Source organism: Marinobacter shengliensis, from assembly GCF_003007715.1.
GTDB lineage: Bacteria > Pseudomonadota > Gammaproteobacteria > Pseudomonadales > Oleiphilaceae > Marinobacter > Marinobacter shengliensis.
This window is the reverse complement of record NZ_PXNO01000021.1, coordinates 448099-462056: the sequence shown is the minus strand read 5'-3', so window position 1 is coordinate 462056 and position 13958 is coordinate 448099. Positions and strand designations below refer to the sequence as shown.

Sequence of the window (13958 nt, the reverse complement as noted above, 5' to 3'; positions counted from 1 at the left end):
ACAAACCTGACCCGAATTGATCTACACAGCTCCCTGCTTTTGTCTAACCATGTAGGTGGGAAATTCTGTGTTCAATTCGACGCAAATTTGCGTCATCCGGGCCAACGTCCCAAAAAGACAAGCGGGCTAACATCCAGCATAGAGGTGTAGATACGAAAAACGGCCTGCATGATCGCCGGCGCATGAACACCTGAATGACAAAAATAACAGGAGCTTTACACATGATAGGTTCTCACCGCTTTGCCCTGCGGGCACTGTCCGTGGCCATTGTCACAACAACCGCCGGCCTTTCTTTCAATGCTCACGCCAGTATGGGAAACCTGGGTACCAGCTACGGCGTAATGCCCGTTGACGTAGGCACGGCTCAATCGCTCTCCATGTTTAACGATCAGGTGTCCGCGACCTACTACAATCCCGCGTCATTGACCAGTGACCAGCGCGGCGAGCTGACAGGCGGCATACTCCATGCAGAACAAGAGTTGCGTTCGAAGAACCCCAATGCCGATGGCGACGTGCTGTCAAACTCACCCAGTCAGCACGTGTTGATCGGCATGAAAACCAATCTGGGCTCGCTGACCCGTTTCAAGCACCCGATCTACCTGGGCTTCGTGGCCGGCGTGGAGAAATACGGTAAAGAGATGCTGGCCTTCGGGTCCGAGACCAGCGAAACCGGTCAGTACCTTCAGTATGGCCGCGAACCACTGTTCCTGAATATCGGCGGCGCCACTCCGATTTGGCGCGGCATTTCCGTCGGCGCCTCGGTCAGAATCACTCTGGAAGCCACCGCCAACCTGGATGCGGTTTCCACCCTTGGCGGTGAGACCAGCCGTGAGCGCCTGGCGGTCAGCGCTGAGCCTTCCATGAAAACCATTCTGGGTACCCGAGTCGATCTGGGCAGCACCTTCTGCCCGGACAGCAACTGCTTCCTGGATGGCTGGGAGACCGCGTTCACCTATCGTACCAAGTCATCAGCCTCCACCACCGTGGACTCCAACATCATCGTCACCCAGACCATTCCAGACCCGGGCCTGAGCCTGGCGGTGACCACCATCGACTCCTTCCAGCCGGAAACCTTCGCGATTGGCACACAGTATGTCGGCGACGGCTGGCGCGTGGGCGGCAGTATCGAGCAGCAGAACTGGTCGGAGCTTGAAGATATTTTCGCCAGCGACACGATCAAGGACCAGGGCTCTGTTGCTCCGGGCAACCGTATCCGGTTTGACGACATCCTCATTCCCCGCCTCGGCGGCGAATATCAGTTGAACAAGAACTTCGCGGTACGAGGTGGTGTTGCCTATGAAGAGTCACCGCTGAAAACAACGCGTAATCCCGAACTCAACTACCTGGACACCGACAAAATCATTGTTGGCCTTGGCATCAGTGCCACCTATAACCGGACCCGCCTGTTGGCTTACCCGGTGCGCCTGGACCTGGGCTATCAATACCAGCAACTGCAGAAGCGCGATTTCACGCTGGTCGACTTTGACGGCAATGAAACCGATGTGACCGCAGACGGTGACGTCCACGTCGTCAGCGGCTCCATCACCCTGAAGTTCTGAGGAGAGCAAGGCCATGAACTACAACAAGACACTGGCACTCGTTCCCGCAATTTTGCTCGCCGCCTGCGGTGGCAGTGATGAACAGGCCATGAGTGAGCGTTCCGCGCCCGGCTCCGTGGTGTATTCTTTCCCGATGGACGGCCAAGCCGACGTGAGCCCGAAAACCGGGCTGGTGCTACGATTCTCACACGCCATTACCGACGATGAGGCCACACTCCGTGAGAAAATCAGCATCAGTTCTGGCGATAGCTCTCAGGACTTTTCCGTCGAAAAAATCGACGGTGGCAAAAGCCTGAAGCTCCAGCCCACTGGCAGGTTCGATATCCTGACCCGCTATTCCGTCACCTTCGAACAGCCGCTGGTAGCGGAGGGCGGTCGCACCGTCGCCACGCCTAACGCGGTCGGCGAACCGGGTATCCAGTTCGACACCCGGGGTGACTTTACCGCTATCGCCGGCCTGACCAATACTGACGAAACCTTCCGGGTGGCCTGGCAGGTACCGGATCAGGGAAGCGCCTTCCAGGCCATGAACTTCTCCACCTTCCGCCTGGCCATGACCCACCCTGTCCATCCGGACTGGAAAAAACTTGGCGGCACTATCGAACTGCTGGATTCAGACAACCAGGCGGTACCGGCCACCGTGCTGGTCAAAGGCAATCGCATTACGGTTGATCCCTGCGTCACAGCAGAACCGGAAGACTGCGGCAGCAAGGCAGACGTTCTCGAAGCCGGCCAGACTTACACTCTCAAGCTCAACAACCTGGCCAGCCTGACCAATGGCCCGGATGGCGACCGCTTCAGCCAGGAATTCAGCTTCCAGCCCCGCGACACCGGCCCCACCGTGGTGCTTCAACAGGCGGCGGTGGATTCCGGCCTTGGTGAGGGAGTATCAGAAGATGCCGCCCAGCGCTCTATCCTGAACGGCCAGATTATCAACGGGGTAACCCTGAACTCCGTCCTTCAGGGCGTGGCTGGTCCTTCTCAGCAAACCGGAGATCTGTACGCCGAGCTGGCCTTTGCCCCCGCTTTCCGGGCGGATGAGGCGCTGCCTTTGCGGGTACCAAAAGGCAGTGTTCTGAACAGCACCAGCCTGAATGTCCGCATCGGCGGTGAGGTTCCCATCCTGAATGCCACTACCGGCCAACTGCAGACAACTGGCAACATTAAAGTCACCATGTTGTCAGATGCTTCAGGCTACCTTAGCCCGAACCCCTACACTGATGACCTGAACGCTCCGCGCCATATCACCCTGTTTATGGACGTATCCATGAACACCGAGGAGGCCCAGCCCAACGCATCGCTGTCTCAGGATCTGATGGGGGTAGAGCTGCGCGGGATTGCGCTGGTACAGGATGGCGTTCTGACGATTGATGCCATCGGCATGGTCGAGCCTAACCTTCTGGGGCAGGAATTTACCGACTCCACCATTGCCTTCCACTTGCAGGCGGCTACGGACGTAGATTCTGTGCTGGACGCCGATGCGATGCGCGAACTGGACACCACATCGCCACAACTGGTTAGCTGGATGCCAGGACCTGAGAATGCCATTCCGGACACTCGCCAGGCCATGCAACGCCCTGGTGACCCAGTAATTCTGAATTTTGATGAACCACTGGACCCGGCGACGGCCCCGGATGGCGTTACTCTGTTTGAAGCTGGAACCGTTGTTGAAAATCTTCATGTGAAAGTGGACGGCACAACGCTCACCATCAATCCTGAGGGCGGCCTGAAACATGGCCTGGCATACCGTGTATCGCCGAGCGGGCTCTCAGACCTGGCGGGCAACCCTGCCCTCTTCCAGGACCTCGATTTCGTCATGACCTCAACCGGCGACAACGATGACAGCGTCACGAAACGCTCGCCGATTGCCTTGACGACGTATCCCGGTTTCCCCTGCGTGACCACGGCCGCTGATTTCGCGTCTCTGAGCCATGGCCAATGTCTTGATGCAGCGCCCAGCGGCCCTGCTGGCGATGTTCTGCCAATTACAGACATGCCAACAGACCGCCCGATCATTGTCGTGTTCTCCCAGTCCATGCAAGTTGACACGATCAACAGCGAGACACTGGTTGTTGAAAAGGTCAGCGACCCGGCAACCGCTATCGGCGCTGGCGAAATCGTCAGTGGCCGTATTGAAAAGAACAACCAGCGCATCCGGTTCTTCCCGGATCTGCCGTGGGAACCAGGCGGCTTCTACCGCTACACGCTGCGTTCGTCGACCGCCGTGGGCGATTGCGCTCAAGCTATTTGCTCCGACCTGGGGCCGGGCTATCCGCTGAAAACGGATCTTCTGGTTAACCCGGAGGCTGTCGGCGGCCCGGACATGACGATCTACTTCCGGGGTGCCGAGTCCATCGCGTCGGTATTTACCCCGCTGAGAAATCTGCCTGTCAGGGATACCAATTCCAACTTTGAAATTGATTGCCCTACTCTCGGTGATGAAGGCTGCCTGGAGCCATTCGAGCAGGAAAGTGACGGCATGGGCGGCTTTCTACCTTCGGCTAACGCTGCGAAGCTGATTGTTAAAGACAAGCAGGCAACGGTCCTGGGCGCGCCAGCAGGTGCCGCTGTAGGATGCTCCGCCGATACCGAAGGTGACTGCCCCCGCGACAAGTTTATCTACCAGACCTACGGTTTGAACACTGAAGTGGTTGGCCCAGCCATCGACCCGGAAACCAACAAAACAGGCGTTAAGGTTCTGCTGTACCCGACCATGCTCGTTGCGACGTCCGCAACCGTGGTTCTGGACGGACTCGGCGATCAGGTTACCGGGCCGCAAGTTCTGAGAATGCGCTACAGCGAGGGTGCAGAAGGCCGCAGGGACCAACTGATTGAAGGCATCATTATAGAAGATGCCAACGGTGGTCCTATCTTCAAAACCACGGCTGAGCTGACACTCGATGCACCCAACCTGTCTGTACCGCTTGAAGGCGCCCTTCAGCACAACCTGTACAGTCTGCCGATCACCTTGAATCTGGACGGCCCTATCACTTTCTTCGACGATGGCCGGATGCAAATAGAACAGCGCAACAACAACGCGCCTGACATTAACGTGCTGGTCAGTACCGAAAACGCGATTCTTGATTCCGGCATCGAGCTGATCAGCTGCCTGGGGGGACTCCTGTTCGGTGATACTTCAGCCTGTGAGGACCTTCTCGACGAATCGTCCGAGGACACAGGGGCAGTCCTGATTCCGTTGACGATTCCGGAGGGCGGTATTTACCTGAACTTCATCTCCAACCCGCTAAAGGAACTGCCTATCGAACAATAAGGGTTCCACCGACATTTCGATAGACGTTCAGGCCAGTCTCCGGACTGGCCTTTTTTATGAACAAAGGTCAGCTGCCCTTTACCATCCGTTCTTTCATCTGGCGGCCATTTCCTGATAATCTGGTTGCAACTTGAAACCTAAAACAACAATTCCGGGAGAGCCCCATGCAAAACGGCACACACTACCGTACCTGTCATCTTTGTGAGGCCATGTGTGGCGTCGCCATTGAGGTTCAGGATGGCAAGATTGCCTCCATCAAGGGCGACGAGCAGGACCCGCTCAGCCGGGGCCATATTTGCCCGAAAGCGGTGGCCTTGCAGGATTTGCATGAGGATACCGAGCGCCTGCGCAAGCCGATCCGTAAAACCGCCGACGGCTGGCAGGAGATCGCCTGGGATGAAGCCTTTGACCTGGTGGCCGAGCGACTCACAGATATTCGCAAACGCCACGGCCGCAACAGCATCGGCGTGTACCTGGGCAACCCCAATGTGCACAACCACGGCACCCTGATGACCACCATGCCGTTTTTGCATGCTATTGGCACCCAGAACCGGTTCTCCGCCACCTCCAACGACCAGCTACCTCATATGCTGGCAAGCCTGGAAATGTTCGGGCACCAGATCCTTTTCCCGATTCCGGACATCGACAACACCGACCTGTTCATCTGCATTGGCGGCAACCCGATGGCGTCCAATGGCAGCCTGATGACAGTGCCGGACGTACGCGGGCGGATCAAAGCCCTGAAACAACGCGGCGGCAAGCTGGTTGTAATCGACCCCCGACGCACGGAAACCGCCAAGCTTGCGGACCAGTTCCACTTTGTTCGCCCCGGCACCGATGCCCTGCTGCTGATGGCCATGGTACATACCCTGTTTGCGGAGAACCTGGTTAACGCCGGCGCGGCTGAGCGGCTGGTGAAAGACATGGATTTGCTGCGGTTGGCTGCGCTTGGCTTCAGCCCGGAATCGGTCGCGGAACCCACCGGCATTGCCGCGGACGACATTCGCCAGCTGGCCCGGGATTTGGCGAACACCCGCAAGGCCGCGCTGTATACCCGAATGGGCACCAGCACCCAGGCGTTCGGTGCCACCACCACCTGGTTGGCCTACTGCCTCAACATACTGACCGGCAAACTGGATATTCCCGGTGGCGTTCTATTTACCCAACCCGCCGTTGATCTGGTGGCTCTGGGTGCCCTGTCTGGCCAGAATGGGCACTTTGCCAAGCGACACAGCCGGGTTCGCGGGCTGCCGGAGTTTGCCGGCGAGTACCCGGCCAGCACCATGGCCGACGAAATGCTCACCCCCGGTGACGGGCAGATCCGTGCATTCGTGACCGTGGCCGGGAACCCGGTTCTGTCGAATCCTAATGGACAACGGCTGGATGAGGCCCTCGAAGGTCTCGAGTTTATGGTGTCGGTGGATTACTACCTGAACGAAACCACCCGGCACGCGGACATAATACTGCCGCCCACCGCCGCGCTTGAGCGCAGCCATTACGATCTGATTTTCAGCATGTTTGCGGTTCGCAACGTGGCCAAATACAGCGAAGCCCTGTTTGAACCCGTAGCAGACGCTCGCCACGACTGGCAGATTCTTCTGGAACTGGCCCACCGCCTCGAGAAAGCCCGCAAAGGCGGACGTTTGCCGCTACGCTCTGAACTGGGCTGGAAGGCATTCAAAGCCCTGGGGCCAGACCCGATTCTGGACGCCCTGTTGCGCACCGGCCCCTACGGCGCCAACCTGGGCAAGGCTGGCAAGCTGATTCAGCCGGCACTGGACCTGGCCATTGACAGCTTGCCCAAGCGCCACCCCCTGAAAGGCCTGGCCAAACTCAGCCCGCTGAATCGGCGCTGGCAAGAGTTACCCAAAGGTTTGTCATTGTCCTTGCTAAAAGACTATCCCAGCGGCGTTGATCTTGGCCCCCTGCAACCTTCGCTGCCGGAGCGCCTGTATACCCGGGATGGCAAGATAAATCTGGCACCACGCCGATATCTTGCCGATGTAGAACGGCTGAAAGCCTTGCTGGAGCCCGGCAAAGCCAATGACTTGCAGCTGATCGGCCGGCGCCATGTGCGCAGCAATAACTCCTGGATGCACAACAGCCAGCGTCTGGTTAAGGGCAAGAGCCGTTGCACACTGATGATGCACCCAGTGGATGCCAAAACCCGTGGGCTGACTGATGGCCAGCAGGCAGAAATCGGCTCTGATGGCCGATCAGTGGTCCTGCCTGTGGAAGTGACAGAAGATATCATGCCTGGCGTGGTGTCCATCCCCCATGGCTGGGGACATCACCGTCCGGGTACCGGCCAGTCCACGGCAGCAACCCATGCTGGCGCCAGCATCAATGACGTGCTCAACGACGCCGATGTGGACCCGGTTTCCGGCACATCCGTGTTAAATGGGCAGGTAGTGAGTGTCAAAGTCTGGCAAACTGAGGCGCAACTCAAGCAGGCCTGACACATTCACCACAGGGAGACACATCATGCCCAGAGGGCTCCAGCTGGTCATCATCGTTATTGGCCTGGTGGCCATAGGCATTCTGCTGTTCTACATCTGGCGCCAGGCCAGAGCGATCTCGGAACACCGGTTGCGCCAGAAAAAATCAGAGGAGTTCCAGGCCAAGCGCCGGGACGAAATGATTGAGAGCATCCGGATTATTGCCATGGCGGTGGAGGAAGACCAGGTGGAGTACTCCGAGGCTTGCCTGCGACTCAAGGGCCTGTTGGATCACGTTGCCCCGGACCTGCTGGAAAAATCACCGTTCCGGGTGTTTCAGGAGGTTCACAACAAGATTCAGCACATGCCGACTCATCGGGCCCGGCAGGCCACCGACACCCGCTTTGTCGAGAAGATGGATAAAGAACGCCATGCTGTCGAACAGGCCCATTCAGACGAGGTGCGCCGGGCAGCGACCGCCATAAGGCACCACCGTTTCGATTGATCGGCGCCTATTTTGTAATTTTTTGTAACTGATAGCCGGGCGCCCAGAGAAATATAGCAAAGCAAATCAATAGTTTTGCTTTCCGTGCAAATCTGACGTTGCGCTCATGGATTCCGTAGCAGCGTTTGGTGCTTTCCTTTTCCCGTAGCTTGTCTAACTTTAAACAAGGACGCTGCCCCCACGCATCCGGGGCAGAAACCTGTGTTGTTGTCTCCTGATAAGTATGGACGACTCTGCAAAGCGGTTGAATTTGCCGGCCTTCCAAGGCCGGCTTTTTTACGAGCCCTGCCCCATCATGCCGGCCATGGCCATAATGCTGTCTTTGCTGTTGACCAGCTCATCGAACTGTTCCTCCACAGCCTCTCGATCCAGGCCCAACTCCTCATATACGGAAGCGTCAGCCAGCTTTCCCGCTCCCAGGGCCACCCCTCGTTCTGTCAGCAACTGACGCCCCAGCCAAAGCAATCGCGCGTAATCGCTGTGGGGGCCATCGTAGGTGGGATTCTTTTGATACCGGATGGCCAGGGTTACTTCGTCGGGCATGCCCCAGTTTTCCATCAACTGGGCGGAGATCTGCTCACGGGTGATGCCCAACAGGTAGTGTTCGATCACGCTGGAATCGATATGCGGGTTCACTTCCAGAGAGCGGCAAACCAGTTTGAAATGGGGAGGAAACACCTGGGCCAGCACCAGGTGGCCAAAGTTGTGCAGCAGGCCAGCCAGATACGCCAGGCCAAACATCGGGCGCCGGCCCCTGGGCATCATACTCGCCAGAATGCCAGCCGATTGCGCCTGCCAGATGGCTTGCTGCCAGTAATCCACGTAGCCATCCGGGTGGTCTTTCGGGTGTTTGAGTGCCCGCCCCAGGGCCAGGCCCATGGCAAGGTTCATCACCAGATCAAAGCCCAGCACCCGCGACACCGCATCGTGCACCGAGCGCACCTGCCCCGCTGCGGCATAAAACGAGGACGACGCCCAGCTTACCACCTGGGCTGCCAGGCTGGGATCGCTCTCAACCACATCCACAAGGTCACCCATCACCGCGTTCGGGTTTACCCGAAGGTGAATAATGCGCTGGGCGGTCTCAGGCAGTGGCGGCAATTCCAGGGTATCTTCCAGTCGTTGCTGGATGCGCAGGCCAGTAAATTTTTTCAGCGCAGAGTGCAACTGGTCCCGATCAGCACCGTGATTGTCGAGATTCACAGAGATGGTGCCGGTATCCACCGCAAAGTCATGGCGTTCGGCCTTGGCGGTCAATTGGCGGAAATCCTCCGCTGGCATCATGATCGCCAGTTTCTGATCCGCCAATTCCAGGGCGACGGATTCCAGTTCATCAACCCTCTGGTCGATCACGGTCGGCCAACCGGTCAACGATGGCAAGGCGGGCAACTCCTGTAATCCGGAGCGCTGGCGCACCCGGACCTGCTCGCGCCGCTGCATCATCCTCAGGTCACGGCCAAGCTGTTTGTTCAGCGCTTCCAGATCCAGCAAGTCATCCCGCCGGCAAATAGCCTGCAGATTACCTTCGCTGTCATTCAGCAGCACCATACGCAACAGGTGCTGCGGCTGAATCTGGTTCGCGTTTCTCAGCGACACCCCCGCGGCGCTGTCGCCAAGCGCTTGCTGAACCGAAACAGGGAGCTCCATAACTTTCTCCAAAAGAAGGTTTGATACCTATTTGGCTGCATTGTGCAGCTAATTTCAAGCAAACTCTGGGCAGAAAGTGGGCCAGGCCACAATGAGCCAACAGAGTATGGCTTCGGCCTCACACCTCGCCGTACCGAATATTCTCCCCGAGCCATCGCCTGATCAAAGCGGACACCACCGCTGGATGTTGCATGAGCGCCGGCGCCATCTCTTTGACGGGTTCAATCCAGCCCTTGTCCCGTTCAAAGTCCGCGAGCCTGAACTGCATCAGGCCCGTCTGGCGGGTACCCAGAACTTCACCCGGGCCACGAATCTCAAGGTCTTTTTCGGCAATAAAGAAACCATCCTGGCTGTCTCTGAGCGCCTGCAACCTTGCTTTTCCGTTATTCGACAACGGCGGGTGATACATCAACACACAGAAACTGGCCTGTTCCCCCCGGCCCACGCGCCCCCGCAACTGATGCAGTTGCGCCAGCCCAAGGCGCTCCGGGTTCTCAATGATGATCAGCGACGCATTGGGTACATCAACCCCCACCTCAATCACGGTGGTGGCCACCAGCAAGTCCAGCTCGCCACTCTTGAACCGTTCCATCACGCTGGCCTTATCTACGGCTTTGAGCCGGCCATGGACCAATCCGATTTTCAGATCCGGCAATCGTTCCGCCAGTTCCTGCGCTGTCACCTCCGCAGCCTGACACTGTAGCGCTTCGGATTCCTCAATCAGCGTGCACACCCAATACGCCTGGCGGCCTTGACGGCAGGCGGTGCGCACCCGTTCAACAATATCATCACGGCGGGAATCCGGCAGCACAACGGTCTCTATCGGCTTCCGGCCGGGCGGCAGTTCGTCAATCACCGAGGTGTCCAGGTCGGCGTAGGCACTCATGGCCAGGGTTCGAGGGATCGGCGTTGCGGTCATGATCAACTGATGCGGGGCCAACTGACCGCCGACGCCTTTCTCGCGAAGCGCCAGGCGCTGGTGCACACCAAAACGGTGTTGTTCATCGACAATCACCAGGGCCAGACGATGGAACTGAACCTCGTCCTGGAACAGCGCATGGGTACCGATGGCCACCTGCGCCTGGCCGGAAGCAACCGCTGCCAGAGCCTCCTGACGTGCCTTGCCCTTGACCTTGCCAGACAACCAGGCGAGTTCAATCCCTAAGGGGGCAAGCCAACCCTGGAAGTTCCGGAAATGTTGTTCGGCCAGAATCTCCGTCGGTGCCATCAGGGCTACCTGGGCACCCGAGCCAATGGCTTGTAGCGCTGCCAGAGCTGCCACCACGGTTTTTCCGGAACCAACATCGCCCTGAACCAGGCGCAGCATTGGCACCGGCTGACTGAGGTCTTGCCGGATCTCCTTCATCACCTGCTTCTGGGCGCCAGTCAGGCTGAACGGGAGTTGCTCAAGGAACTGCTCCGGCAAGTCACCGGTCGGCAACAGTGGGAGCGCCGCCCGGGCCTGAATCTGCTCACGCACCTGCAACAGGCTGAGTTGATGGGCCAGCAACTCCTCCATCACCAGGCGCTGCTGGGCCGGATGCCGGCCCTCCATCAGCAAATGCACCGCTGCATCGGCAGGCGGAGAATGCACCAGTTTGACCGCGTCAGTAATCCCAGGCAGTTGATAGTCCGATAACAGTGACGGCGGCAACCAGTCCTTGATCGGGAAACGGGCCAGGTAACCCAGGGCCTGTTGGCATAGGCCTCGCACCCGGGGCTGCTGAATGCCCTCGGTCAGTGGGTAGACCGGAGTCAGTGTCGCCTCACCGGCTGCTGCCATGGGCGGTGGGCTAACCTGGTATTCGGGGTGATAGAACTCATAACCGGCCCGGCCGGGGCGAACCTCGCCGAAGCAACGAACCCGAGCGCCTTCAGTCAGCTGATTTTTCTGGGCTGCGTTAAAGTGGAAGAACCGCATCACCAGAAAACCACTGTCATCCCGCAGGGTAACCTGAAGCGATCGACGGCGCCCCATTACCAGGTCAGCCTTCATGACTTCGCCTTCAACCACCGCAATGTCGCCGATACGCAAACTGCCCATGGGGACAACGCGGGTTCGATCTTCGTAGCGATAGGGCAAATGAAACAGGAGGTCCTGAATGGAATGGATACCCAGCTTGGCGAGTTTCTCCGCGAGGGCGCTTCCTACGCCCTTGAGCTGGGTAACGGAAATGTCGTCCAGTGACGTCATAACAGCCCTCAGGCGCGCTCAGCGACCACCGGCGTTGCCGTTTTCGCCTTTTCCATCACTCGGCACTGGCTGGCCGCCAGCGACAACACATCAATGGCTTTCGGGCGGGGGAAGGTTACGCGCCAGGCCAGGGCGACCGTGCGGAAGGGTACCGGCGGCGCAAACGGGCGCACCGCCAGGATATCTTCCTGGTATTTGATGGCGGTGGCGGCAGACAGGGGTAATACAGTGATCCCTAACCCGGAAGCCACCATGTGCCTGATGGTTTCCAGAGAACTGCCTTCAGTAACCAGTTCAGGTTGGCCGTTATCAGTGCGCTTGGTGATGGCATCAACCAATGGCGGGCAGGATTCCAGCACCTGGTCACGGAAACAGTGGCCTGGCCCTAACAGCAGAAGCTGCTCTTTGGACATCTCTTCCGCCGTGATCTGGTCTTTCGCCGTCAGCGGGTGGTCAGCCGGCAGTAACACCACGAAGGGCTCATCATATAGCGGCAGCGTGACCACCTCCGGCTCTTCAAATGGCAAGGCGATGATAATGGCATCAAGATCGGAATGCCGGAGTTTCTGGCGCAGGTTGGCGGTGTAGTTCTCTTCTATGTAGAGCGGCATTTCCGGCGCGGCGCGGCGCAACTCCGGCAACAAGTGCGGGAACAGATAGGGACCAATGGTGTAGATGGCCCCCACCTTGAGCGGTGAGTTGAGCTGATTCTTGCCGTCCTGTGCCATGTCCTTGATGACACCCACCTGGTCCAGAACCCGCTGGGCCTGCTCGATAATCCGCTGGCCCACTTCCGTCACCCGGATACTGCTTTTGCTCCGCTCAAATAACGGAATGCCGAGCTCATCTTCCAGCTTTTTAACCGCCACACTCAACGTGGGCTGACTGACGTGACAACGCTCTGCCGCGCGGCCAAAATGCCTTTCCCGGGCAAGCGTAACGACGTATCGTAACTCGGTGAGTGTCATGGTGAGCTCCGGTCACAGGGTGCAGGTCGAAGTTTCACATACTTTATCAGCGAAAGCATAAGGATTGAAATTGTCTATGGCAATGACGGATCGCAAACATTCAACGCGAATCCTGGTGGCGGGCTGCGGCAAGCTGGGTGGCGACATCGCCTCCTTGCTGGCCGAGACGGCTGACGTGTACGGCTTGCGCCGGAACCCACACAAGGTACCGCCGGGAGTTACAGGTATAGGTGCCGACCTGACCCGGCCAGACACCCTGACGGGCCAGTTGCCAGAAAATCTTGATGTGGTGATTTATTGCCTGACACCATCAAGCTACGACGAACAGGGTTACCGGGGTGCCTACGTCACCGGACTACAGAACCTGATCAATGCCCTGGGTCCGAATTTATTAACCAGACTCCTGTTCATCAGCAGCACCAGCGTGTACGCCCAGAACGACGACAGCTGGGTGGATGAACACAGTGAGGCCAGGCCAGACCGCTTCACCGGGAAACTCATTCTCGAAGGCGAACAGACCGCCCTGAACAGCATTCACCCGGCCACCGTGGTCCGGTTCAGCGGCATTTACGGCCACAGCCGTCAACGCTTTCTGGAGGAGGTGCTTGAAGGGCGAATGAACCCAGAGCCCCCTGCCCCATTCAGTAACCGGATCCACGAGCAGGATGCAGCCCGGGCGGTCGCCTGGCTGACTGAAAAAGCCATAAAGGGAGAACCACTGGACGATCTCTACATTGGTAGTGATTGCGAGCCGGTGCGGCTGGATGACGTGGTAGCGTGGGTTCGGCAGCAGGTGCCGTGTAAAGATCCGGTGGAGGGTGCCCGTAAGGGAGGCAGAGCCGGCAGCAAGCGATGCAGCAATCAGCGCCTGCTGGCCACCGGCTTTGAGTTCCGGTACCCCGATTACAAGGCAGGATACCGGGAACTCATCGACGGCCTTAGCTGAGCACCATCACGGCTTCCATTTCCACAGGCACACCTTTCGGCAACGCTGCCACGCCCACGGCAGCGCGTGCCGGGTAGGGTTCCTGGAAATAGGTCGCCATGATTTCATTCACGGTGGCAAAGTTGGCCAGGTCGGTCATGTAAATGTTCAGTTTGACGATGTCTTTCAGCTCACCGCCAGCGGCCTCGCACACGGCCTTCAGGTTTTCAAACACCTGGCGGGTCTTGGCGGCAAAGTCACCTGCGACCACTTCCATGGTTTCCGGGTCCAGCGGAATCTGGCCAGACAAATACACGGTGTCCCCGGCTTTCACCGCCTGGGAGTATGTACCAATCGCCTGGGGGGCGTTTTCAGTCTGGATGACAGATTTGTTGGTCATGACCTGTAATTTCCTCTCGTTCAAAACGCCAATCGTCACCCTTCGCCGTGG

Annotated in this window: 9 protein-coding genes; 5 read left to right on the top strand and 4 right to left on the bottom strand. The window is 58.4% G+C overall.

Annotated features, from left to right (window positions below; all coding sequences use genetic code 11):
- Positions 1 to 221: 221 nt before the first annotated feature.
- The 4 genes from aupA (at position 222) to C7H10_RS08225 (ending at position 7773) form a co-directional block, all read left to right on the top strand.
- Complete coding sequence (aupA, locus tag C7H10_RS08240) at positions 222 to 1559, top strand: alkane uptake protein AupA (protein WP_106694467.1); 1338 nt, start codon at positions 222 to 224, stop codon at positions 1557 to 1559.
- A 13-nt stretch (positions 1560 to 1572) separates the two neighbouring features.
- Positions 1573 to 4830 carry an Ig-like domain-containing domain gene (locus tag C7H10_RS08235; protein ID WP_106694466.1) on the top strand — a complete coding sequence of 1086 codons (3258 nt, stop codon included), beginning with the start codon at positions 1573 to 1575 and terminating at the stop codon, positions 4828 to 4830.
- Positions 4831 to 4994: 164 nt separating this feature from the next.
- The gene (locus tag C7H10_RS08230; RefSeq protein WP_106694465.1) at positions 4995 to 7289 is read left to right on the top strand and encodes a molybdopterin-dependent oxidoreductase; all 2295 of its coding nucleotides are present in this window, start codon (positions 4995 to 4997) and stop codon (positions 7287 to 7289) included.
- Positions 7290 to 7314: 25 nt separating this feature from the next.
- On the top strand, positions 7315 to 7773 hold the full coding sequence (locus C7H10_RS08225; RefSeq protein ID WP_106694464.1) for a DUF2489 domain-containing protein: 459 nt from the start codon (positions 7315 to 7317) through the stop codon (positions 7771 to 7773).
- A 276-nt stretch (positions 7774 to 8049) separates the two neighbouring features.
- Here C7H10_RS08225 and C7H10_RS08220 read toward each other — a convergent pair whose 3' ends face one another.
- The 3 genes from C7H10_RS08220 to C7H10_RS08210 all read right to left on the bottom strand — a co-directional run bounded on the left by C7H10_RS08220 (position 8050) and on the right by C7H10_RS08210 (position 12582).
- On the bottom strand, positions 8050 to 9420 hold the full coding sequence (locus C7H10_RS08220; protein WP_106694463.1) for an aminoacyl-tRNA deacylase and HDOD domain-containing protein: 1371 nt from the start codon (positions 9418 to 9420) through the stop codon (positions 8050 to 8052).
- A gap of 118 nt (positions 9421 to 9538) precedes the next feature.
- Positions 9539 to 11614: an ATP-dependent DNA helicase RecG gene (recG, locus tag C7H10_RS08215; RefSeq protein ID WP_106694462.1), complete on the bottom strand. Its 2076-nt coding sequence runs from the start codon at positions 11612 to 11614 to the stop codon at positions 9539 to 9541.
- 8 nt (positions 11615 to 11622) lie between these two features.
- Entirely contained in the window at positions 11623 to 12582 is a 960-nt protein-coding gene (locus C7H10_RS08210; protein WP_058091990.1) for a hydrogen peroxide-inducible genes activator, read from the bottom strand.
- Between the two features lie 76 nt (positions 12583 to 12658).
- Here C7H10_RS08210 and C7H10_RS08205 point away from each other — a divergent pair, with 76 nt between their 5' ends.
- Entirely contained in the window at positions 12659 to 13528 is an 870-nt protein-coding gene (locus C7H10_RS08205) for a sugar nucleotide-binding protein (protein WP_106694461.1), read from the top strand.
- On the opposite strand, the gene C7H10_RS08200 is transcribed toward C7H10_RS08205, so the two are convergent.
- The gene (locus C7H10_RS08200; protein ID WP_011784170.1) at positions 13521 to 13907 is read right to left on the bottom strand and encodes a RidA family protein; all 387 of its coding nucleotides are present in this window, start codon (positions 13905 to 13907) and stop codon (positions 13521 to 13523) included. The genes C7H10_RS08205 and C7H10_RS08200 overlap by 8 nt on opposite strands.
- Positions 13908 to 13958: the final 51 nt, after the last annotated feature.